Below are 23,049 nucleotides of genomic sequence, written 5' to 3'. Positions count from 1 at the left end.
ATTATATAGTGAAACTTTCAAACGCATAGCGTTGAAAGGCTCCAGTAAAATGTATAAATGAATGCAGTTTGGACATAATGGCGAATAGAATCTGGGAGACTGTAAGGAGATGAAAGCCATATGTTTATTTGTCCAAATTGCAAAGGGAAAGACATTGGAAAAATAGGTGTCAACCAATTTTATTGCTGGAATTGTTATATCGAATTATCGGTTTCAAAGGGGAAAATCCATACGCATCAAGTTGAGGAAGATGGTTCACTAAGCTCTCTTGATGATTTATTTGATGAGAATGAAAGAACGATCGGATAACGAAAAGGGGGATTTACTTTGAATCTACGCAATTCATTAATCGCATTAGGTGTTGGAGCTGCAGCATATCAATATGCTCGTAAGCAAGATGTATTTTCAAAACGCAATATGAAAAAAGCACGTAAGATGATTAAGTCTTACTTATAATCATTTCGATAAAGTGAAAAACTCCCTTGTAGACAAGGGAGTTTTTTTATGCACCCATATGCAAATAAAAAAGTCCGATCTCTGAGAAAAGATAAGATAGACCGTAGCAGCCAACGCCAAGTATTCCATACTGCCATAATTGCTTCGCTTTTTCTTTACGTGAGGAATGAATAAAGAACCCCTTCCAAATACCGAACCCGATACAAATCCATTCAAGAATCATAAAAAGTGCTGATAATCCAAGCATAAATAAAACCATAATTAGCCCTCCTGATTATATTAATTCATGCTGTATTCTCAGGGGTGGTTGTCCTTGTTATGTTATTTATATGTACGTCTTTAAAAAACAGTATGGTCCGTATGAAAAGATTTTAAAAGTTTCGCACATAACCTACCCCATTTATTTTCAAAATAAAGGTGGAGGAGGTTTTTCATGTGAAGAATCTTAAAATCATTTGGATATATCGTTTAGGATTATTGTTACTTGTTTTTCTTTGTCTGCTCGTCTTTTTAAAAATTAAGCCGCTATGGGCACCGATTATTTTTGTATTTAAAGTAGCAATCACGCCGTTTCTTATCGCGTGTTTTATTGCGTATTTATTGCACCCTTTAATTGAAAAAATTCATAAGGAAGGGATGCCCCGTACACTTGCCATTTTGCTCATTTATATCCTTTTCTTTGGCGGAATTGGTTATGGGATTTATAAAGGAACACCAGTCGTTATTAAACAGTTACAAGAGATTAATGAACAATTTCCGCAGTTTACAAAAATGTACGATTCGTGGATGGATGGCGTTACAGAACAAACGGCGAATTTCCCTTCGTTCATTCATGAAAAGGTGAAACAACTTTTTGTGGGTGTGGAAACGAAGATTCAAGCGCTTTTAAATAAAGTGATGAGTACAGCTCGTGGTGTACTCGATTCATTGCTCATTATTTTCTTAATACCGTTCATTGTATTTTACATATTAAAAGATTATGGTGAGTTTTATCATATCTTTTGGAAACTAGTCCCAAGTAAATGGCGAGGTACGGGGCAAATGCTTGCGAAAGAAATTGATAAATCACTTGGAAGTTATATTCGAGGACAGTTATTTGTTTGTTTAGTATTAGGGGGAGTATCAGCTCTTTCTTTTTGGTTTATCGGTATGAAATATCCATTATTGCTTGGCATTATTATTGGGGTAACGGATATAATCCCGTACTTCGGTCCTATTTTAGGAGCAATCCCGACGTTAATGATTGCAGCAACAGTATCAACGAGTATACTTATTAAGGCGGGGATCACAATTGCGATTTTGCAATTTGTGGAGAGTAACATTTTATCGCCTTACATCGTTGGTAAGTCACTTCGTATGCATCCCGTTATTATTATGCTTGCCTTACTAGTTGGGGGAGAGGTAGCTGGGATTGTAGGGTTGCTAATATCGGTTCCGATTTTAGCAGTTATTCGCACTGTCATTGTTCATGTGAGACCGCTCTTGAAAAAAGAAGATGTGTAAGTATAGAAGCCCTCTATGTAAGAAATAGAGGGCTAATCATATATTTATTTAGAAAGCTGCTTGTGTATCTTTTGAACGAGGGAGCTCACATCATTTGTTTGAATATGTTTTATTTTTTTCCATTCGTTATCATACATAAATACAATTTGATTGTTGAAAAGACGCTTTTGTTCTTTTAGATTAGAAATTTTTGCGAAAGAGTACTCTTCAAATATTGGATTCTTACTTGCATCTGGCCCATAAAAGAATAGCCTTTTGTTCGTTAAAATTAGCAATCCTGGCCTTGCGACGGAACGATAAATAAATATGTCTAATGAACATGCTGCGTAAAATAATATCGTTTCGTCAGTCGCTAATATGTTTTTAGCTTTGCTAAGTAAGGTTGTCATTGTGATCGCTCCTTTATTTTATTAACAATAATTTAATTATAACAAAAAAAGGTAATATTTAGAAATTTATATAAATTATTCTTATAAGGAGATTCCGATTTATTAATAAATGCATACTATATGAAAAGGCTGTTAAGAATGAATAGTAGAATACTTATGATTAATAAGTAATTAATCCAATATAAATGATTATCTACATTGACAAACTTAAGAGAATTCTATTATATTTAGTCATATAATACATTAAATCAATGACGGAACAAGTACGTTACAGTCCATTTATAGAGAGAAGCTTCCATATGGCTGAAAGAAGCTTTAAATGAAGGGTAACAGAAAGCTAATCCTGAGAGCAGCTAATCACTGCCGTCTTGCCACGTTACGGCACCATGAGGTGATGAATTGATTGTTATTGTAATCAATTCATAATTAGGGTGGTATCGCGAGTTAACTCTCGTCCCTTTTATAGGGACGGGAGTTTTTTATATTTAAGGAGGAAAATACAATGAAACAACTAACAGGCGCACAAATTCGTCAAATGTTTTTAGACTTTTTCCAAGAAAAAGGACATGCAGTAGAACCTAGTGCATCACTAGTTCCGCATGAAGATCCATCTCTTCTATGGATTAATAGTGGTGTAGCTACATTAAAAAAATATTTTGATGGACGTGTAATCCCACAAAATCCACGTATTACAAATGCTCAAAAATCAATTCGTACAAACGATATTGAAAACGTAGGGAAAACAGCTCGTCACCATACATTCTTTGAAATGTTAGGAAATTTCTCAATTGGTGATTACTTCAAAGAAGAAGCAATTACATGGGCTTGGGAATTCTTAACGAGCGACAAATGGATCGGATTCGATAAAGAATTACTATCAGTTACAATCCATCCAGAAGATGAAGAAGCATTCACAATTTGGAATGAGAAAATGGGCGTTCCAAAAGAGCGTATTATTCGCTTAGAAGAAAACTTCTGGGATATCGGTGAAGGACCAAGTGGACCGAATACAGAGATTTTCTATGACCGTGGAGAAGCTTACGGTAATGACTTTAGTGACCCAGAATTATATCCAGGCGGAGAAAACGAGCGTTACTTAGAAGTATGGAACCTTGTATTCTCTCAATTTAACCATAATCCAGACGGTTCATATACACCACTTCCTAAGAAAAACATCGATACAGGGATGGGTCTAGAGCGTATGACATCTATCGTTCAAGATGTGCCTACAAACTTCGATACAGACCTATTCATGCCGATGATTGGTGCAACAGAAACAATTTCTGGTGAAAAATATCGTAATGGCGATTTAGAAAAAGATATGGCATTCAAAGTAATTGCTGACCATATCCGTACAGTAACATTCGCTGTTGGTGACGGTGCTCTTCCATCTAACGAAGGCCGTGGTTATGTATTACGTCGTTTATTACGCCGCGCTGTTCGTTATTCGAAGAAATTAAACATCAATCGTCCATTTATGTTTGAATTAGTACCGGTTGTTGGAGAAGTAATGAAAGACTTCTATCCAGAAGTACTTGAAAAGAAAGATTTCATTGCGAAAGTTGTGAAGAACGAAGAAGAGCGTTTCCATGAAACACTTCATGATGGTGAAGCGATTTTAGCTGAAGTAATTGCAAAAGCAAAAGAAGAAAAAACAACTGTTATTTCTGGAGTAGATGCGTTCCGTCTATATGACACATACGGTTTCCCAATTGAATTAACAGAAGAATATGCAGAAGAAGCTGGCATGACAGTTGATCATGAAGGCTTTGAAAATGAAATGGAAAAACAACGTGAGCGTGCACGTGCTGCTCGTCAAGACGTTGATTCTATGCAAGTTCAAGGTGGTGTCCTTGGAGAAATTAAAGTAGCGAGCGAATTCGTTGGTTACGGTACAGTTGCAACAGAAAGTAACGTTGTTGCACTTGTGAAAAATGGCGAATACACAGACAGCTTACAAGCTGGTGAAGAAGGACAGTTAATTCTTGATGTAACACCATTCTATGCTGAGAGCGGTGGACAAATTGCAGACCGTGGTTACCTTCTTGCTGATGGCGTGAAAGTTCTTGTAAAAGACGTACAAAAAGCACCAAACGGCCAAAACTTGCATAAAGTTGTTGTTGAAGAAGGAACATTAACGAAAGATGCGGCTGTAAAAGCTATTATCGATACGAAAAATCGTAGTAGCGTTGTAAAAAATCACACAGCAACTCATTTACTACATCAAGCATTAAAAGACGTACTTGGAACACACGTTAACCAAGCAGGTTCTCTTGTAACTTCTGAACGTCTACGCTTTGACTTCTCTCACTTCGGTCAAGTACAAGCTGACGAATTAGAAAAAATTGAGCGTATGGTAAACGAGAAAATTTGGGAAAGTATTGATGTTGAGATTTCTCAAAAAGCAATCGAAGAAGCGAAAGAAATGGGTGCAATGGCATTATTCGGTGAAAAATACGGTGATGTTGTACGCGTTGTACAAGTTGGCGATTACAGCTTAGAGCTTTGCGGCGGTTGTCACGTTGATAACACAGCTTCTATCGGTATTTTCAAAATCGTTGCTGAGTCTGGTATCGGTGCAGGAACTCGTCGTATTGAAGCAGTAACTGGTAAGTCTGCATACGAATTAATGAACGATCAAGTAGGTTTATTAAAAGAAGCAGCAGGAAAAATGAAAACAAATCCGAAAGATATTTTAACAAGAGTTGATGGTCTATTTGCTGAAGTGAAACAACTGCAAAAAGAAAATGAATCTCTTGCTGCGAAATTAAGCAATATCGAAGCTGGAAACTTAACTGATTCTGTAATGACAGTTGATGGTGTGAATGTATTAGCAGCGAAAGTAAATGTTGCAGATATGAATAACTTACGTACGATGATGGATGATCTGAAAAATAAATTAGAGTCAGCAGTTGTTGTATTAGCGTCTGTTAATGACGATAAAGTAAACATCCTAGCAGGTGTAACGAAAGACTTAATTAGCCAAGGTTACCATGCTGGTAAACTTGTGAAAGAAGTAGCTTCTCGTTGCGGCGGTGGCGGTGGCGGCCGTCCTGATATGGCACAAGCAGGCGGTAAAAACCCAGCTCAAGTCGAAGAAGCTTTAGCATTTGTACAAGAGTACGTTAAATCTGTTTCAAAATAAAGAGATAGTAGTGTACAATGGTAGGGAGAGGAGAAGTTCTTCTCCCTATACTTACTATATAAGTGAGGTGCTTGAAATGGACGGTTTTGATAAAACAATGAAGTTTAGCATTCAAGATGAAAAACAGAGTGTCCATGTAAATGATGTACTTTTAACTGTGTATGATGCACTTCAAGAAAAAGGCTATAATCCGATTAACCAAATCGTCGGTTATTTATTAAGTGGAGACCCAGCATACATACCTCGCCATAAAGATGCACGTAGCATCATTCGCAAGCTTGAACGTGATGAGTTAATTGAAGAGCTTGTGAAGTCTTACTTGAAACATCATCGTGAGGAGTAGTTTATGCGGATATTAGGTTTAGATGTAGGTACAAAAACAGTCGGAGTTGCAATTAGCGACGAAATGGGCTGGACAGCACAAGGATTAGAAACAATTAAGATTAACGAAGAACGAGGTCACTTTGGTTTTGATCGTATTTCTGAGTTAGTAAAGCAGTACAATGTGGACAAAATAGTAGTAGGTTTACCTAAAAATATGAATGGTACAATTGGCCCGCGTGGTGAAGCGTGCCAACAATTTGCAGAAAACCTACGAGAGCTGTTACAATTAGACGTTGTAATGTGGGACGAGCGTTTGTCAACAATGGCAGCGGAACGTCTACTCATTTCAGCTGATGTAAGTCGTAAGAAGCGAAAACAAGTAATCGATAAGATGGCTGCAGTCGTAATCTTACAAGGATTTTTAGATAGAAAATAAGAGGTGACCAAAATGGAAGAACGTCAAATTACAATTGTAGACGAAAAAGGTAACGAACATTTATGTGAAATTATTTTCACTTTTGATGCTGACAAATTTGGTAAAAAATCATACGTAATCTTCTCTCCAATCGGTGAAGTAGATGAAGATGGAGACCCAATTTATGATGCAATGGCTTATGAGCAAAATGAAGAAGAGGGCGGAGTTTTACTTCCAATCGAATCAGAAGAAGAGTGGGAAATGGTACAAGAAACGTTTAACACTATTGCTGATGAGCAAGAAGCTGAATAATAAGTACTGAAAAGATGGACGACATACAGTCCATCTTTTTTTGTATTTATATGTAAAATGAAAGATTTTTTGTCGAAACTGTGTAAGTCTTTGTAGTATAATGAGACGGATTGTAGAAAAATAAAGTGTCAATTAAAAAAGATAAGTGAATTTGTTGCGTTTTTACATCGTGCTGTATAGAAAGGTGTACATACGGTCTACAATTAAGTAAGGAGGAAATGTTTTGATAGAGAATCAAGTGAAAAAGAAGCGTAGACGCATCTTTTTATTTTCGATTATTGCACTGCTTTTAGTTTGTGGTTCAGTCTATGCGTATATTTCATCCGCATTAGGACCAGTTGATAGCGGGAATAAAAAAGAGATTGAAGTAGAAATTCCGAAAGGATCATCTACAAGTAAAATTGGAGAAATTTTAGAAGAAAAAGGCGCTGTAAAAAACGGTACAGTTTTTAGTTTTTATACAAAGGCTAAATCGAAAAGTTTACAAGCAGGTACATATTTATTAAATCCTTCAATGAATGCTGAAGATGTGATCGAACAAATGTCATCTGGCAACGTGCATCGTCCAGCTCTTTATAAAGTGACGATTAAAGAAGGGGCGCAAGTAACTGAAATTGCAGAAACGATTGCAACAGAACTAAAGTGGAATAAAGATGATGTTACGCGTCAATTAAACGATAGAGCATTTATTCAAAAAATGCAGCAAAAGTATCCGAAGTTATTAACGGATAAAATCTTTGATAGTAATATTAAATACCCATTAGAAGGTTATTTATATCCTGCAACGTATTCGTTTTATAAGAAAGATACAACGTTAGAAGAAATTGTAATTCCAATGCTTGAGAAAACAAATGGAATCATTGTTCAAAATGAGGCGAAAATGAAAGCGAAGAATTGGGATGTTCATCAGCTTTTAACATTATCTTCACTTATTGAAGAAGAGGCAACTGGTTTTACAGATCGTCAAAAGATCTCTAGTGTCTTTTATAATCGTTTAGCAAAAGGTATGCCGCTTCAAACGGATCCAACGGTATTATATGCACTTGGAAAGCATAAACAACGTGTATTATACGAAGATTTAAAGGTCAACTCACCGTACAATACGTATGTTGTAAAAGGATTACCGGTAGGGCCAATCGCAAACTCTGGTAAACATTCAGTAGAAGCTGCGTTAGAACCTGCGCAAACAGATTATTATTATTTCTTAGCTGCACCAAGTGGTGAAGTGTACTATGCGAAAACATTAGAAGAGCATAATGCATTAAAGCAAAAATACATTACGAAAAAATAGTGAAATGGGGAGGGATAGCGAAAAAAGTCGCACATCCCTCTTTTTTGTGGTAAAATATATCGGGTTAAAAACTGGCAGAAGAATCGTTTTTAATATCAAAACGGGACGTACAAGCTAAGGATAAAGCTGGCTTGTATTTTTATTGCATTCTATGTGTGAAAAGACGTCATAGAGGCACTTCTCCATGTAAATAAGGAGGACCATTTATGGAGGATGCAGTTAACGAGTACCTATTATCATTTATTGATCCGAAAGATAAATTAATTCTTGAAATGGAAGAATATGCAACAGAAAATCATGTGCCGATTATGGATCGACTTGGAATGGAATTTATGCTGCAATTTTTACGTTTAATTGGACCGAAAAGCATTTTAGAACTTGGAACAGCAATCGGTTATTCTAGTATTCGTATGATGCAAGCTATTCCAAATTCACGTATTGTGACAATTGAGCGCAATCGTGAGCGATATGAAAAAGCACTTGAATATATAGAACGTTCCCCAGTAACAGATCGTATTTCAGTTATTTACGGTGATGCGTTAGAGACAGGTGAACAAGTAAAAGAACACGGGACATTTGACGTTATTTTTATTGATGCAGCAAAAGGACAGTATCGTCGCTTTTTTGACTTATATGAACCGTTATTAAATCCTGGTGGCGTAATTATTTCAGATAATGTTATGTACCACGGTCTTGTAACGACAAAAGAGAAAATTGAAAACAGACGTACACGTGGTTTAATCCGTCGTATTAAGACGTACAATGAGTGGCTTATGAACCATGAAGGATATGATACAACGATTTTCCCAATTGGTGATGGAGTAGCTGTTAGTAAAAAGAGAGGGTGACCAAGGTATGAAGAAACCTGAATTGTTAGTAACGCCAAGAGCGGTGGCGGATATCGAACAACTTGCGAAAGCAGGAGCAGATGCGGTAATGATCGGTGAGCAAAAGTTTGGTTTACGTTTAGCAGGGGAGTTTTCACGTGAAGATGTAAAACAAGCTGTGAAGATTGCACATGAAAATGGTGTGAAAGTATACGTAGCCATGAACGCTATGTTCCACAACGATAAAGTAGAAGAATTAACAGATTACGTTTCATTTTTAAACGAAGTAAATGTAGATGCAATTGTTTTCGGAGATCCAGCGGTATTAATGGCTGTTCGTGAAGTAGCACCAAATATGCAGTTGCACTGGAATACAGAAACGACAGCAACAAACTGGTTCACTTGTAATTACTGGGGACAAAGAGGATCAAAGCGTGCTGTATTAGCTCGTGAGCTTAGCTTAGATGAAATTGTTGATTTAAAAGAAAATGCTGAAGTGGAACTGGAAGTACAAATTCACGGTATGACTTGTATGTTCCAATCGAAGCGTTCATTAGTAGGAAACTACTTTGAGTATCAAGGACGTAATCTTGACATTGAAAAGAAAAAATATGAAGAGAATATGTTCTTATATGACCCAGAGCGTAACAATAAATATCCAATTTATGAAGATGAAAATGGTACTCACATTATGAGTCCGAACGACATTTGTTTCATCGATGAATTAGAGGAACTAATCGATGCTGAAGTTGATAGCTTAAAAATCGACGGTGTACTAAAAAGCTCTGAATACATTATTGAAGTAACGAAGAAATATCGTCAAGCGATTGATTTATGCGTAGAAGATCGTGATGCATATTATGACGTGAAAGATGATCTATATAAAGAAATAGAAGAAATGCAACCAGTAAATCGTCCGTTAGATACAGGATTCTTCTTTAAAGAAACGGTTTACTAAACGAGGAGGGTGTAGGAAATGACTGTACAAGAAATTTCACGAGTGATCGATGGCAAACGTGTTATTGTGAAGAAACCTGAACTGTTAATCCCTGCGGGTAACTTAGAAAAATTAAAAGTAGCTATCCATTACGGGGCAGATGCTGTATATTTAGGTGGACAAGAATTTGGTCTTCGTTCGAATGCAGGTAACTTTACGCTAGAAGAAATGGCAGAAGGCGTTGAGTTTGCAAAGAAGTATGGAGCAAAAATATACGTAACAACAAATATCTTTGCACATAATGAAAATATGGACGGGCTAGAGGAATATTTAAAAGGGATTGAAAAAGCTGGCGTAACGGGAATTATCGTTGCTGATCCGCTTATCATTGAGACTTGTAAACGCGTAGCGCCTTCTGTTGAGGTGCATTTAAGCACACAGCAATCACTATCCAACTGGAAAGCAGCACAGTATTGGAAAGAAGAAGGTTTACATCGTCTTGTATTAGCTCGTGAAGCAAGCTATGAAGAAATGAAAGAAATTAAAGAAAAAGTGGATATTGAAATTGAAGCGTTCGTCCATGGTGCAATGTGTATCGCATATTCAGGAAGATGTACATTAAGTAACCATATGACAGCACGTGATTCTAATCGTGGTGGTTGTTGCCAATCTTGCCGCTGGGATTATGATTTAGTTCAAACAGTATCACAACATAAAGATGCAAAAGAGCTTCCTCTATTCCAAGAAGGAGATGCTCACTTTGCGATGAGTCCAAAAGATTTAAATTTAATTTTATCAATTCCAAAAATGATTGAAATCGGAATCGATAGCTTAAAGGTAGAAGGACGTATGAAATCAATCCATTACGTAGCGACTGTAGCAACTGTATATCGTAAAGTAATTGATGCGTATTGTGCGGATCCAGATAACTTTGAGTTTAAACAAGAATGGTTAGATGAGCTTGATAAATGTGCAAATCGTGATACAGCTCCTGCATTCTTTGAAGGGGTTCCAGGACATCAAGAGCAAATGTTTGGAAATCATAGTAAGAAAACAACGTATGATTTTGCTGGTTTAGTGTTAGATTATAATGAAGAAACGGGCATCGTAACGATTGAGCAACGTAATCATTTCAAACCAGGACATGAAGTGGAGTTCTTTGGACCAGAAATAGAAAACTTTACGCAAACGGTGGAGAAAATTTGGGATGAGGATGGAAACGAATTAGATGCAGCGAGACATCCGTTGCAAATCGTGAAATTCAAAGTGGATCAACGAGTGTATGTGAATAATATGATGCGCAAAAGCATACTTCAATAAGAAAGAGTGATAGTCGAATGGGGACGAATAAGCCTGTTGTAATTGGAATTGCTGGTGGTTCGGGATCAGGTAAAACGAGTGTAACGAAAGCGATTTTTGACCATTTTAAAGGTCATTCTATTTTAATCTTAGAGCAAGATTATTATTACAAAGATCAAAGCCATTTACCAATGGAAGAGCGTTTAAAAACAAATTATGATCATCCGCTTGCGTTTGATAATGATCTGTTAATTGAACATTTGCAGCAGTTGCTTGCATATGAGCAAATTGATAAGCCTGTATATGACTATACATTGCATACGCGTTCAGAAGAAATTATTCCGGTTGAGCCGAAAGATGTAATTATTTTAGAAGGAATTCTTATTTTAGAAGACCCACGTCTTTGCGAGTTAATGGACATTAAATTATTCGTTGATACGGATGCTGACCTTCGTATTCTGCGCCGCATGCAACGTGATATTAAAGAGCGCGGTCGTACGATGGATTCTGTTATCGATCAGTACGTAAATGTTGTACGTCCAATGCACAATCAATTTATTGAGCCTTCTAAGAAATTTGCGGATATTATTATCCCTGAAGGTGGACAAAACCACGTTGCAATTGATATTATGGTGACAAAAATTGCAACAATTCTTGAACAAAAAGTAAATTTGTAATAGCATAGTAAAAGATATACGGTAGGAAGGGATTTTTTCCCTTCTTATCGAATACAATGAAACATGCAACCTCATCTATATATAGGTGAGGGCATATTTATATCAACTTTCCATACATATCTTCTTTATATAAAGAAGAATTGGAAATACGGGGTTGTATGTGACAACTCCGCTAGTGCAAGGGTACTAGAAACCTCCGCTAACAATGGAAGCGGAGGAGTTTTCATATGGAACTCCTCTTTTTTTTCGGGGGATTGGTATATAAAAGGAGTGGAAAATATGTCAACAGAAAAAACATACCCTATGACGCAAGAGGGTAAGCAAAAACTAGAGAACGAACTTGAGCAATTAAAAACAGTAAGACGTAAAGAAGTAGTAGAACGTATTAAAATCGCACGTAGCTTCGGGGATCTTTCTGAGAACTCTGAGTACGATGCAGCGAAAGATGAGCAAGCGTTCGTAGAAGGACGTATTACACAATTAGAAAATATGATTCGTAACGCAGTTATCATTAAAGATACTGGCGAAGTATCTACTGTTGTTACATTAGGTAAAACAGTAACATTTAAAGAATTACCAAACGGAGATGAAGAAGCGTATACAATCGTAGGTAGCGCGGAAGCTGATCCATTCGAAGGAAGAATTTCTAACGATTCTCCAATCGCAAAAAGCTTATTAGGTAAGCAAATTGGTGAGAAAGTAACAATCCAAACACCAGGCGGAGAAATGCAAGTAGAGATTGTCTCTGTAAAATAAAAAAAAGATTCTCCTATCGGGAGAATCTTTTTTTTATCCCGCTATTTGCCAGACAGTAAGACCACCATCTCAAAATTCAGCGGAAGCAAAGAAGTTAGGTGGGCGTCGGACTGCTCGTAAACGCCCGCTTGGTGAGGGCTAATTAAAGTTTCTTTTTATCTGTAGAATAGAAAAATTTGTGTAAACCTTAGAGTGATTCGACAAAAAATGTCAAAAAAACATTTTAAGCTTTGATATCATAATTAGAGACCATAGTTTTTAAAAGGGAAAAGGGGCTAATTATGAAACATAAAATCTTTACAGGATTGGTTTGTAGTATCTCTATATTAGGACTTGCTGCATGCGGAACGAATGAAGAAACTACATCATCAAAGGGAGAAAAAGTAAAGCAAGAAGAAAAAAAGGATATTAAAGCAACTGAGAGTTCAAAAGCCTTAGAAAATCCACAAGATAAAAAGGAATTTAATGATTTTGATGTAGCGTATCAATTAGCAATTGTCATGAAAATATTTCAAGATGTAACGATTAAGTATGATTACGCAATTGGGAATCCAGATTATTTATTGCGAGATTCGATGGATCAAAAAACAATAGATGATATGAAGAATATGTTACAAGAACAGGCGAAGAATAATGATAAAATTTTAAAAGATGAAGTGAATCAAGCATATACATATTTAAAACAATCGAAAGTAAGTAATAAAGATGATATTCAAAAAATAATAGATGCACAAAATAATTATTTACATATTGTAGATAAGATGATTACTTGTATTGATTCTGTAACAGTTGAGAATGCAAAAGAAAAAAGAAATGAAATGGATAATCTTAGTAAGGATTATTTAAAAATAGCGGCTAATGTAACAACCACTGTAATTGAAGTTGCTAAAAACACTGGAGTGAATGAAACTGAATTTAGATCGCTTCTTATGAAATTTTTAGAGAAGCCAAAGAAACAATAATAGCCTTATATAATATCTGTTTTTGTTTTGGAGATTGTATAAATAAAATAGTACCTCGTCTAAACTACAATAGACGAGGTGTTTTTTATGAAAATAAAACGGAGAATTACAATTGTTTTAATTTGTTTTATGTGCGTTATGTTTGTATTGCTTTGTCGTTTAATCCAAATTCAAATTATAGATACAGAATCATTTACTGATCGCAAAATAAATTTAATTGAAAAAAGTGTTACGCAACGCACACAATCCATTACAGTAGACGATGGACGTGGGCAGTTTATAGATCGTAATGGTAAAAAAATAGGTGAGGAAAAATATCCTGTTTTAATTATTTTTCCATTTTTACAAATAAAAAATGACATGTTAGAGAAAATCGCGCATATCATTGGTGTGTCGAGACAAGAGATTAGAAGACAAATGAAAAATAATAAAAATGCATTTACACTACAAGGAGAAACTGCTCCATTTCGAGTGACACGAGAACAGATGGAGAAGGTAAATGAATTACATGTATTAGGTATTGTAGCAGCTGAAGTGCGATTAAAACAAACTGGAGAGATAAATCATTTAATTGGTGATGTAGGGGAGAACGAAAGGGAGTTTCAAAAGCGATATGGAGAATTGAAAAGAATCTCAAAACAAACGCCGATAGGTATTTCAGGATTACAGCAATCATTTGATGAATTTCTATTGACTGATGGAGAGGCAAAAGTATTATATCAAGTAGATAGGCAAGGAGAACCAATTTTCGGAAAGCAAGCGAAATACACTTCACCAGGAAATCCATTTTATCCAGTTAGGATTCAAACTACTTTACATAAAGAGTTGCAGCAAAAAGCAGAAGAAGTGATTGAAGCGAATGAAATAAAGAAGGGGGGACTAGTATTACTTGATGTAAAGACAAATGAAATATTAGCGATGGCTAGTAAGCCGTCTTTACAAGTAAGGGATGAGAATTTATATAAAACTACACTTGAAAATCAAATGTTAACGCCACATTTTCCAGGCTCTGTTTTTAAAACAGTAGTTGCAGCTGCAGTCATTGATCAAAAAGTAAATTTGTTTAATCGGACATTTAACTGTAATAAAGATTTATATGGTGAAAACGACCCGCAAGTTAGGATGGGTACACTTAACTTTAAAGAGAGCTTTGCTAGGAGCTGTAACAGGACATTTTCCGAGTTAGGTAACGAGCTATTACAAAAGGATAAGACGGTGCTAGAAACATACGTAGCAGCTTTAGGAGCAAATGAAAAGGTTGGATGGAAAGGTTCTGTATTTCATACACCTCATTTTGAGCAAATGCCAGAAGAAAAGGGTACTACTATTTGGGGGAATGAAGAAAATAAAAATAGTAAAAAAGCGGTAGAACAAACAGCAATTGGACAGAAAGATGTACGTATATCACCTCTAGCAATTGCAAATATGATGGCGACGATTGCGAGGAATGGAGAAAAGATGGAAGTGAAAGCAGTTGAAAAAATAGTATATAAAAATGGAGCGGATTTTTTTACATTTGAGAGCCATACGTTAAATGGAAAACAGCTTTCGTATGAAACAGTGAAAACATTACAAGAGTTATTAAGAGGCGTTGTAACAAGGGAGAAAGGAACAGGAACGGCATTCCGTTCGTTGCCACTAAGTGTCGCTGGAAAATCTGGGACAGCGCAAACAGGGAAAGGGACGAGGGTGAATCGCTGGTTTGCAGGTTATTTTCCGTATGAGAATCCAAGATATGCTTTAGTTGTTGTTGATCTAGAGACTGATAGCAAAGTGAATAAAGTTACACCTATTTTTAAAGATATGGTAGGAGCAATCTATCAATTGGAGAATGAAAAGTAATCTTGCAATTTATAGTGAAATGTCTTCATTTCATGAAAATATCATTGTAAATGTTCAACCTTTCTAGATTTAATGTTACAATAGCAATTAGGAAAAACTGCATGGAGGTTTGGAGAATGGCAGGAGGATCAAGATTCCAACAGAAACAACAAAAACGTCGTCAAAACGGTGTTTTAAATATTGCAATCGCTATTGTATTACTATTAGTAGCTATTGTAGCATATCAATTGTTCGTTCCTAGTACGAAAGAGCAAGCATCTTCTACTGATAAGAAAGTCTCTCAACAAACAACAAAGAATGAGAAAGCTGGAAAATCAGAAGATAAAGAATCTGCTAAGAAAAAAGAAAAAGAACAAGAGCAAGCAGAAGCTAAGAAAAAAGCTGAAGAAGAGAAGCTAAAGGCTGAAGAAGAACAGAAAAAAGCTGAAGAAGAAGCGAAAGCTAACGAGAAAGTATCAGCTGAGAAAACTGTATCTAAGGCAAAAGAGGCGTATACAAACCCTTCTTGGAAAGCTGTAGGAACAGAACAAGGTTCATCACCAGCGATGACGTTTAAACAGGGTTCATCAGATTGGAATGAGATGCAAAGTGCAATTGCTGCAGGTGTTGAAGTACCGAAAGAGCAATTAGTATTCCATTTTGTTGGAAGAGACAAAACTGGAAAGAGCAAAGCTTATGGTGATGTTCAAGATAAGCAAAGTGGGAAAAGATATTATGTAAATATTGATTGGGTAGACAATGAGGGCTGGAAACCAGTACTTGTTCAAACTCTAAACTAAAAAAGAGAGGCTCCTTAGGAGCTTCTCTTTTTTGTTAACGCAATTTCTTTAATTTAAAATGAACAACCGCGCTATAATACGGTCTTTTGCTTTCAGGATCCATAACCATTTGATGTGAGATGTGATGAACTTCAAGCATAAGTGCTTTATTATTATCAATTTGTTCACTAATTTTTCGTTCTAAAGAAGCTAAGTCTCCCGCTTCAAAAAACTCTACTTTATCTTCTAACATTTCAAAGGTAAATGACATGAAGACGGCCCCTCTCCTATGTAATCAACTATAGTGTAACAAAGAAAAGAAGGAAATACCATGTACATTTCAATTGACATTTTTAGAAAGAGGGAATATCATACTGATAAAACCGATAAGAAAAAGGGGAATTTTTATGGGTACAGAATTTAATGGTTTATTTGATGAGTGGGCTCATACGTACGACTCATTTGTACAAGGCGAAGATATACAATATAAAGAAGTTTTCGCCCATTATGAGGACATTCTAGAGGATGTAGTTAACAAGTCATTTGGTAATGTATTAGAATTTGGTGTCGGTACAGGTAATTTAACAAATAAATTATTACTTGCTGGCCGCACAGTTTACGGTATAGAACCGTCGCGTGAAATGCGCATGATTGCAAAAGAGAAATTGCCAAAAGAATTTTCAATTACAGACGGTGATTTTCTTTCGTTTGAAGTTCCAAATTCAATTGATACCATTGTAAGCACCTATGCATTTCATCATTTAACAGATGATGAAAAAAATGTAGCGATTGCGAAGTATAGTCAATTGCTAAACAAAGGTGGTAAAATAGTGTTTGCTGATACGATATTTGCAGATCAAGATGCATATGATAAAACTGTTGAAACAGCAAAACAAAGAGGTTTCCACCAGTTAGCAAACGATTTGCAAACGGAATACTATACACGTATTCCAGTTATGCAGACTATTTTTGAAAACAATGGCTTCCATGTAACGTTCACGAGATTAAATCATTTCGTTTGGGTAATGGAGGCAACTAAGCAATAGAAAGAGGGATTAGATTGAGAATTGCTGTAATTGGAGCAATGGAAGAAGAAGTACGTATTTTACGTGACAAATTAGAACAAGCAGAGACAGAAACGGTTGCAGGTTGTGAATTTACGAAAGGGCTATTAGCAGGGCATGAAGTAATCTTGTTAAAGTCTGGTATTGGTAAAGTAAACGCAGCGATGTCAACGACAATTTTATTAGAAAAATATAAGCCTGAAAAAGTAATTAATACTGGTTCAGCTGGTGGATTCCATCATTCTCTAAACGTTGGTGATGTAGTTATTTCCACTGAAGTTCGTCACCATGACGTAGATGTAACAGCATTTAACTATGAATATGGTCAAGTACCAGGAATGCCGCCTGGATTTAAAGCTGATGAGGCGTTAGTTGCATTAGCTGAGAAATGTATGCAGGCTGAAGAAAATATTCAAGTTGTAAAAGGTATGATTGCAACAGGTGATTCATTTATGAGTGATCCGAACCGCGTTGCAGCCATCCGTGATAAATTTGAAAATCTTTATGCGGTAGAAATGGAAGCAGCAGCTGTTGCACAAGTATGCCACCAATATGAAATTCCGTTTGTTATCATTCGCGCACTTTCTGATATTGCTGGTAAAGAGTCAAATGTTTCATTTGATCAGTTTTTAGATCAAGCAGCTCTTCATTCTACAAACTTTATCGTAAAAGTGTTAGAAGAGTTAAAGTAATGTAACAAAAAGGCAACTGTCTCATATAAAGAAAATACATACAGTTGCCTTTTCTTTATTGGCAAACAAGGGGGAGAACACGATGAATGTATATCGTGGAGTTCATGAGTTAATTGGTCATACACCAATTGTAGAAATTACTCGTTTTTCACTTCCGAAAGGAGTCCGTTTATTTGCAAAGCTTGAATTTTATAACCCAGGCGGAAGCGTTAAGGATCGTTTAGGAAGAGAATTAATCGAAGATGCGCTAGAAAAAGGGCTTGTGACCCAGGGTGGAACAATTATTGAACCGACTGCTGGGAATACTGGTATTGGACTGGCACTTGCAGCATTAGAACATGATTTACGTGTTATTGTTTGTGTACCAGAGAAATTTAGTATTGAAAAACAAGAATTAATGAAAGCACTAGGTGCAACGGTCGTGCATACACCGACTGAGCAAGGAATGACCGGTGCAATTGCTAAAGCAAAAGAGTTAGTAAATGAACTACCGAATTCATACTCTCCAAGTCAGTTCGCAAATGAGGCAAATCCTCGTGCATATTTTAAAACACTAGGACCTGAACTGTGGGACGCATTGAATGGAGAGATTAACATATTTGTTGCTGGAGCAGGAACTGGCGGTACGTTTATGGGGACTGCATCTTATTTGAAAGAAAAAAATATAGATATTAAAACAGTTATCGTAGAGCCAGAAGGATCTATTTTAAATGGTGGTAAGGCTGGTTCACATGAGACCGAAGGAATTGGACTGGAATTTATCCCGCCATTTTTGAAGACATCTTATTTTGATGAAATTCATACGATTTCTGATCGAAATGCATTTTTACGAGTGAAAGAATTAGCGCAAAAAGAAGGACTTCTCGTTGGGAGCTCTTCAGGAGCAGCATTTCATGCGAGCTTACTTGAGGCCGAGAAGGCAGCACCAGGTACAAATATTGTAACGATTTTTCCTGATAGCAGTGAGCGCTATTTAAGTAAAGACATATACAAAGGATGGGAATAAAAAATGAGAGCAAAGACAAAGTTAATTCATGGTATTCGCATAGGAGAACCTTCAACTGGATCTGTAAACGTACCGATTTATCAAACAAGTACGTACAAACAAGAAGCAGTTGGTAAGCATCAAGGATATGAATATTCACGTACAGGTAACCCAACACGTGCAGCTTTAGAAGAAATGATTGCTGTATTAGAAAATGGGCATGCTGGATTTGCATTTGGTTCAGGAATGGCTGCTATTACAGCGACAATTATGTTGTTCTCAAAAGGTGACCACGTTATTTTAACAGATGATGTTTATGGCGGAACATACCGCGTTATTACGAAAGTATTAAACCGTTTCGGTATTGAGCATACATTTGTAGATACAACAAACTTAGAGGAAGTTGAAGAAGCGATTCGTCCAAATACGAAAGCAATTTATGTGGAAACACCAACGAACCCACTATTAAAAATTACTGATATTAAGAAAATATCTACTCTTGCTAAAGAGAAAGACCTATTAACAATTATTGATAACACATTCATGACGCCATATTGGCAGTCGCCGATTTCTTTAGGAGCAGATATTGTGCTTCATAGTGCAACGAAATATTTAGGAGGTCATAGTGATGTAGTTGCAGGTTTAGTAGTTGTAAATAGCCCACAACTAGCAGAAGATCTTCACTTTGTACAAAACTCAACAGGAGGTATTCTTGGGCCACAAGATAGCTTCTTACTACTTCGCGGTTTAAAAACATTAGGAATTCGTATGGAAGAACATGAAACGAATTCACGTGCTATTGCTGAGTTCTTAAATAATCATCCAAAAGTAAATAAAGTATATTACCCAGGTCTTGAATCACATCAAAATCACGAATTAGCAACAGAACAAGCAAACGGGTTTGGTGCTATTATCTCATTTGATGTAGATAGTGAAGAAACATTAAATAAAGTACTTGAGAAACTACAATACTTTACACTTGCTGAAAGCTTAGGAGCGGTAGAAAGTTTAATTTCTATTCCATCTCAAATGACACATGCATCAATCCCAGCTGATCGCCGCAAAGAATTAGGAATTACAGATACATTAATTCGTATTTCTGTCGGTATTGAAGATGGTGAAGATTTAATTGAAGATTTAGCACAAGCGCTAGCATAATAAAAAATGCACTGCTCTATATTAGCAGTGCGTTTTTTTATTACGTCTTTTGTGAAACATTTCACAAAATAGACATACACAAACGAAATGATTTCATGTATATTGAATTCAGGAAACGTTACTCACGAACAAATTTGTGAAATTTTTCACAAACAATGAAATTCATGTAGGAAAGCATCTCTATTTTTTTGTGTTAATTGGGACTTATTTTGACCTACAGGGACATATAAGGACCGTAATAGTAGAATAGGAGGAAATTCACATGTTAGTCAAAGAGAGAGTTGTAAATGAAATGCAGGAAGTAAAAAAGATGATTGATACGCTAGTAAATAATGGTCAACAAGCTTTACAAGCATTAGAAAGTTTTACACAAGAGGAAATTGACAACATTGTTCATGAAATGGCATTAGCAGGTGTTGATCAACATATGCCGCTAGCGAAATTGGCAGTTGAAGAAACTGGCCGTGGTGTATATGAAGACAAATGCATTAAAAATATTTTTGCCACTGAATATATTTGGCATAGTATAAAGCAAGATAAAACGGTAGGGATTATTCACGAAGATCCTCATGAAGAAATAATAGAAATCGCGGAACCTGTCGGTGTAGTAGCTGGAGTAACACCAGTAACGAATCCAACGTCGACAACAATGTTTAAAGCGTTAATTGCGATAAAAACAAGAAATCCAATTATTTTCGCATTCCATCCTTCCGCACAAAAATGTTCTGTGGCAGCAGCGAAAACCGTATATGATGCAGCGATGAAAGCTGGTGCACCAAAACACTGTATTCAATGGATTGAAAGACCGTCTGTTGAAGCGACGAAACAATTGATGAACCATGATGGTGTAGCACTCGTTCTAGCAACTGGAGGCGCTGGTATGGTGAAATCAGCTTACTCTACTGGAAAACCAGCGTTAGGCGTTGGTCCTGGTAATGTACCGTGTTATATAGAAAAATCAGCACATGTAAAACGAGCTGTTAATGATTTAATTTTATCAAAAACATTTGATAACGGTATGATTTGTGCATCGGAACAAGCAATCATTGTTGATAAAGAAATTTATGATGATGTTAAAACAGAAATGATTGAAAACAGTTGTTACTTTGTAACAGAAGAAGAAAGAAAAAAATTAGAAAAGCTCGTTATAAATGAAAATACATGTGCAGTAAATAGTGATGTTGTAGGGAAATCAGCACAGTATATTGCCGATTTAGTTGGGATCACTGTTCCTGAACATACAAAAATGCTTGTAGCTGAAATTCAAGGTATCGGAGCAGCATATCCGTTATCCCGTGAGAAACTGAGTCCAGTATTAGCTTGTGTGAAGGCAAATTCATTAGAAGAAGGATTTACATATTGCGAAGAAATGTTGAACCTCGGTGGTTTAGGACATTCAGCAGTTATCCATTCTACAAATAAAGATGTGCAAAAGCAATTTGGGTTACGTATGAAAGCTTGCCGTCTCATTGTAAATGCACCTTCATCACAAGGTGGAATAGGGGATATATATAATGGATTTATTCCATCACTTACACTTGGTTGTGGTTCATACGGAAAGAATTCAGTTTCCCAAAATGTAACAGCGACTCATTTATTAAATATAAAAAGGCTGGCAAATAGAAAAAAGAATATGCAGTGGTTCAAACTGCCACCAAAAATTTATTTTGAAAAACATGCTACAGCTTATTTAGCAAATATGCCTAACATTTCACGTGCATTTATTGTAACGGACCCCGGAATGGTTGAACATGGCTATGTCGATACAGTCGCGCACTATTTAAACAAGAATGCAAATGATGTGAAAGTTGAAGTTTTCTTTGAGGTCGAACCAGATCCATCAGATGAAACTGTTTTCAAAGGTGCGGAAATGATGAAAAGCTTTAAGCCAGATGTAATTATCGCACTTGGTGGTGGTTCAGCTATGGATGCAGCAAAAGGAATGTGGTTATTCTATGAGCATCCAGAAACGACATTCTATGGTATTAAACAGAAATTTTTAGATATAAGAAAACGCACATGTAAATATCCAGAATTAGGAAATAAGGCGCGGTTTGTTGCGATTCCAACGACATCAGGAACGGGATCAGAAGTGACACCATTTGCGGTTATTACAGATAAGAAAAATAATATAAAGTATCCGCTCGCAGATTATGAATTAACACCAGATGTAGCAATTGTTGATCCACAATTTGTAATGACAGTACCACCACATGTAACAGCAGATACTGGTATGGATGTTTTAACACATGCAATTGAGGCGTATGTGTCTGTTATGGCAAATGACTATACAGATGGATTAGCATTAAAAGCTATTGATCTCGTATTCAAATATTTACCGAGAGCATATAAAGATGGAAATGATGAAGAAGCAAGAGAAAAAATGCATAACGCTTCTGCAATTGCAGGGATGGCATTTGCAAATGCTTTCCTCGGTATTAATCACAGCTTAGCACATAAGATTGGACCAGAATTCCATATTCCGCACGGACGCGCAAATGCCATTCTAATGCCGCACGTAGTCCGCTATAATGCTATTAAGCCAAGAAAACACGCATTGTTCCCAAAATATGAGCACTTTGTGGCAGATGAAAGATATGCACATATAGCGAGAATGCTCGGGCTTCCAGCAAGTTCGGCAGCAGAAGGGGTGGAATCACTCGTCCGAGCAATTATTGAGCTTGGAAAAAGCTTAAATATTAATATGAGTATTGCGGGACAAGGAGTCGATAAAGAGCAATTTGAAGAGGTTGTTGGAGTATTAGCAGAAAGAGCTTTTGAAGATCAATGTACAACTGCTAATCCAAAGTTACCGCTTATTTCAGAGCTGAAAGAAATTTATATGGAAGCATATAAAGGTGAATAATGATAAAAAAAGAGCCGCAGTAAAAGCGGCTCTTTTTTTATTGGAAAACATCTCCCAGAATGGCTGTATTTACTGGTCTTTCAGTTTCATAGAATATGATACAGTGAAATGGAGGAGTGAGAATATAATGAAAGAATTAAAAGGAAAAATAGAAGATTATACTCGGTTTGGACAAATGCTTCTCGCTGTAAGTACATTGTTAATGGTTGGCTTATTGATTCCGAGTGGAGCAAAAGAGACAATCCAATTTTTTGTTATGATGGGGAGCATCGTTATATTTTTAAGCTTATCGTTCTTTTTCTTTCAGCGTGTGAAAGTGATGCGTGACCAGCTAGAGGAAAATGAATGTGAATAATATTGTTAACTAGAGCGCAGCGAAAAGAAAAAATCT

25 protein-coding genes and 1 other annotated feature are annotated in these 23,049 nt (G+C 36.3%); of the genes, 22 read left to right on the top strand and 3 right to left on the bottom strand.

All coding sequences use genetic code 11. From position 1 onward, the window contains the following. Positions 1-120: 120 nt before the first annotated feature. Together GBN78_RS03180 and GBN78_RS03175 are read left to right on the top strand one after the other, a co-directional pair. The gene (locus GBN78_RS03180; protein ID WP_000469281.1) at positions 121-309 is read left to right on the top strand and encodes a hypothetical protein; all 189 of its coding nucleotides are present in this window, start codon (positions 121-123) and stop codon (positions 307-309) included. An 18-nt stretch (positions 310-327) separates the two neighbouring features. Beyond that, positions 328-456: a YrzQ family protein gene (locus tag GBN78_RS03175; RefSeq protein ID WP_001053553.1), complete on the top strand. Its 129-nt coding sequence runs from the start codon at positions 328-330 to the stop codon at positions 454-456. 46 nt (positions 457-502) lie between these two features. Here the strand turns inward: GBN78_RS03175 and GBN78_RS03170 are convergent, their stop codons facing one another. Further along, the gene (locus GBN78_RS03170; protein WP_000242535.1) at positions 503-715 is read right to left on the bottom strand and encodes a hypothetical protein; all 213 of its coding nucleotides are present in this window, start codon (positions 713-715) and stop codon (positions 503-505) included. Between the two features lie 176 nt (positions 716-891). Here GBN78_RS03170 and GBN78_RS03165 point away from each other — a divergent pair, with 176 nt between their 5' ends. Further along, positions 892-1,959 carry an AI-2E family transporter gene (locus GBN78_RS03165; RefSeq protein ID WP_152126935.1) on the top strand — a complete coding sequence of 356 codons (1,068 nt, stop codon included), beginning with the start codon at positions 892-894 and terminating at the stop codon, positions 1,957-1,959. A 44-nt stretch (positions 1,960-2,003) separates the two neighbouring features. Here the strand turns inward: GBN78_RS03165 and GBN78_RS03160 are convergent, their stop codons facing one another. Beyond that, positions 2,004-2,348, bottom strand: coding sequence for a PH domain-containing protein (locus tag GBN78_RS03160; protein ID WP_088867922.1), 345 nt, complete (start codon positions 2,346-2,348; stop codon positions 2,004-2,006). Between the two features lie 242 nt (positions 2,349-2,590). Beyond that, positions 2,591-2,810 (top strand) — a binding site (T-box leader). A gap of 40 nt (positions 2,811-2,850) precedes the next feature. On the opposite strand from GBN78_RS03160, the gene alaS reads away from it, so the two are divergent. The 13 genes from alaS to GBN78_RS03095 all read left to right on the top strand — a co-directional run bounded on the left by alaS (position 2,851) and on the right by GBN78_RS03095 (position 15,914). Then, on the top strand, positions 2,851-5,493 hold the full coding sequence (gene alaS, locus GBN78_RS03155) for an alanine--tRNA ligase (RefSeq protein ID WP_000811825.1): 2,643 nt from the start codon (positions 2,851-2,853) through the stop codon (positions 5,491-5,493). Positions 5,494-5,569: 76 nt separating this feature from the next. Beyond that, positions 5,570-5,836, top strand: coding sequence for an IreB family regulatory phosphoprotein (locus tag GBN78_RS03150; protein WP_000348590.1), 267 nt, complete (start codon positions 5,570-5,572; stop codon positions 5,834-5,836). 3 nt (positions 5,837-5,839) lie between these two features. Further along, complete coding sequence (gene ruvX, locus GBN78_RS03145; protein ID WP_001221192.1) at positions 5,840-6,253, top strand: Holliday junction resolvase RuvX; 414 nt, start codon at positions 5,840-5,842, stop codon at positions 6,251-6,253. 12 nt (positions 6,254-6,265) lie between these two features. Next, entirely contained in the window at positions 6,266-6,544 is a 279-nt protein-coding gene (locus tag GBN78_RS03140; protein ID WP_000392730.1) for a DUF1292 domain-containing protein, read from the top strand. A 223-nt stretch (positions 6,545-6,767) separates the two neighbouring features. Beyond that, positions 6,768-7,835 carry an endolytic transglycosylase MltG gene (gene mltG, locus GBN78_RS03135; RefSeq protein ID WP_152126933.1) on the top strand — a complete coding sequence of 356 codons (1,068 nt, stop codon included), beginning with the start codon at positions 6,768-6,770 and terminating at the stop codon, positions 7,833-7,835. 206 nt (positions 7,836-8,041) lie between these two features. Then, on the top strand, positions 8,042-8,683 hold the full coding sequence (locus tag GBN78_RS03130) for an O-methyltransferase (protein WP_065703147.1): 642 nt from the start codon (positions 8,042-8,044) through the stop codon (positions 8,681-8,683). Between the two features lie 7 nt (positions 8,684-8,690). Next, positions 8,691-9,620 (top strand): peptidase U32 family protein, encoded by a 930-nt coding sequence (locus GBN78_RS03125; RefSeq protein WP_000742807.1) that lies wholly within the window; start codon positions 8,691-8,693, stop codon positions 9,618-9,620. An 18-nt stretch (positions 9,621-9,638) separates the two neighbouring features. Beyond that, positions 9,639-10,919 carry a peptidase U32 family protein gene (locus tag GBN78_RS03120; RefSeq protein WP_000217974.1) on the top strand — a complete coding sequence of 427 codons (1,281 nt, stop codon included), beginning with the start codon at positions 9,639-9,641 and terminating at the stop codon, positions 10,917-10,919. Positions 10,920-10,936: 17 nt separating this feature from the next. Further along, positions 10,937-11,575, top strand: coding sequence for a uridine kinase (gene udk / locus GBN78_RS03115; protein ID WP_000537078.1), 639 nt, complete (start codon positions 10,937-10,939; stop codon positions 11,573-11,575). Positions 11,576-11,854: 279 nt separating this feature from the next. Then, positions 11,855-12,331 carry a transcription elongation factor GreA gene (gene greA / locus GBN78_RS03110; RefSeq protein ID WP_000102591.1) on the top strand — a complete coding sequence of 159 codons (477 nt, stop codon included), beginning with the start codon at positions 11,855-11,857 and terminating at the stop codon, positions 12,329-12,331. A 281-nt stretch (positions 12,332-12,612) separates the two neighbouring features. Continuing rightward, on the top strand, positions 12,613-13,293 hold the full coding sequence (locus GBN78_RS03105) for a hypothetical protein (RefSeq protein WP_000680878.1): 681 nt from the start codon (positions 12,613-12,615) through the stop codon (positions 13,291-13,293). Positions 13,294-13,380: 87 nt separating this feature from the next. Beyond that, complete coding sequence (locus GBN78_RS03100; RefSeq protein WP_000695140.1) at positions 13,381-15,135, top strand: peptidoglycan D,D-transpeptidase FtsI family protein; 1,755 nt, start codon at positions 13,381-13,383, stop codon at positions 15,133-15,135. A 116-nt stretch (positions 15,136-15,251) separates the two neighbouring features. After that, a complete protein-coding gene (locus tag GBN78_RS03095) occupies positions 15,252-15,914 on the top strand; it encodes a YrrS family protein (RefSeq protein ID WP_152126931.1) in 663 nt (220 codons plus the stop codon). A gap of 34 nt (positions 15,915-15,948) precedes the next feature. On the opposite strand, the gene GBN78_RS03090 is transcribed toward GBN78_RS03095, so the two are convergent. Then, positions 15,949-16,164, bottom strand: a complete 216-nt coding sequence (locus GBN78_RS03090) for a YrzA family protein (protein ID WP_000010984.1) — start codon at positions 16,162-16,164, stop codon at positions 15,949-15,951. A gap of 136 nt (positions 16,165-16,300) precedes the next feature. Between GBN78_RS03090 and GBN78_RS03085 the strand changes: the two genes are divergently transcribed. From GBN78_RS03085 to GBN78_RS03060, 6 genes are all read left to right on the top strand, one after another. Then, positions 16,301-16,939, top strand: a complete 639-nt coding sequence (locus GBN78_RS03085) for a class I SAM-dependent methyltransferase (RefSeq protein WP_000536315.1) — start codon at positions 16,301-16,303, stop codon at positions 16,937-16,939. Positions 16,940-16,953: 14 nt separating this feature from the next. Beyond that, a complete protein-coding gene (mtnN, locus tag GBN78_RS03080; RefSeq protein WP_001217024.1) occupies positions 16,954-17,649 on the top strand; it encodes a 5'-methylthioadenosine/S-adenosylhomocysteine nucleosidase in 696 nt (231 codons plus the stop codon). Between the two features lie 82 nt (positions 17,650-17,731). Beyond that, positions 17,732-18,655, top strand: a complete 924-nt coding sequence (locus tag GBN78_RS03075) for an O-acetylserine dependent cystathionine beta-synthase (RefSeq protein ID WP_001103881.1) — start codon at positions 17,732-17,734, stop codon at positions 18,653-18,655. Between the two features lie 3 nt (positions 18,656-18,658). Continuing rightward, positions 18,659-19,792, top strand: a complete 1,134-nt coding sequence (locus GBN78_RS03070; protein WP_001201908.1) for a bifunctional cystathionine gamma-lyase/homocysteine desulfhydrase — start codon at positions 18,659-18,661, stop codon at positions 19,790-19,792. 262 nt (positions 19,793-20,054) lie between these two features. Then, positions 20,055-22,658 carry a bifunctional acetaldehyde-CoA/alcohol dehydrogenase gene (adhE, locus tag GBN78_RS03065; RefSeq protein ID WP_152126929.1) on the top strand — a complete coding sequence of 868 codons (2,604 nt, stop codon included), beginning with the start codon at positions 20,055-20,057 and terminating at the stop codon, positions 22,656-22,658. Between the two features lie 127 nt (positions 22,659-22,785). Next, entirely contained in the window at positions 22,786-23,013 is a 228-nt protein-coding gene (locus GBN78_RS03060; RefSeq protein ID WP_000661265.1) for a YrhC family protein, read from the top strand. Positions 23,014-23,049: the final 36 nt, after the last annotated feature.

This window comes from Bacillus sp. B2-WWTP-C-10-Post-4 (assembly GCF_009183805.1).
In the GTDB taxonomy this organism is placed as follows: domain Bacteria; phylum Bacillota; class Bacilli; order Bacillales; family Bacillaceae_G; genus Bacillus_A; species Bacillus_A cereus.
Note: the sequence above shows the minus strand (reverse complement) of the source record. Positions and strands in the feature narration are given on the sequence as shown.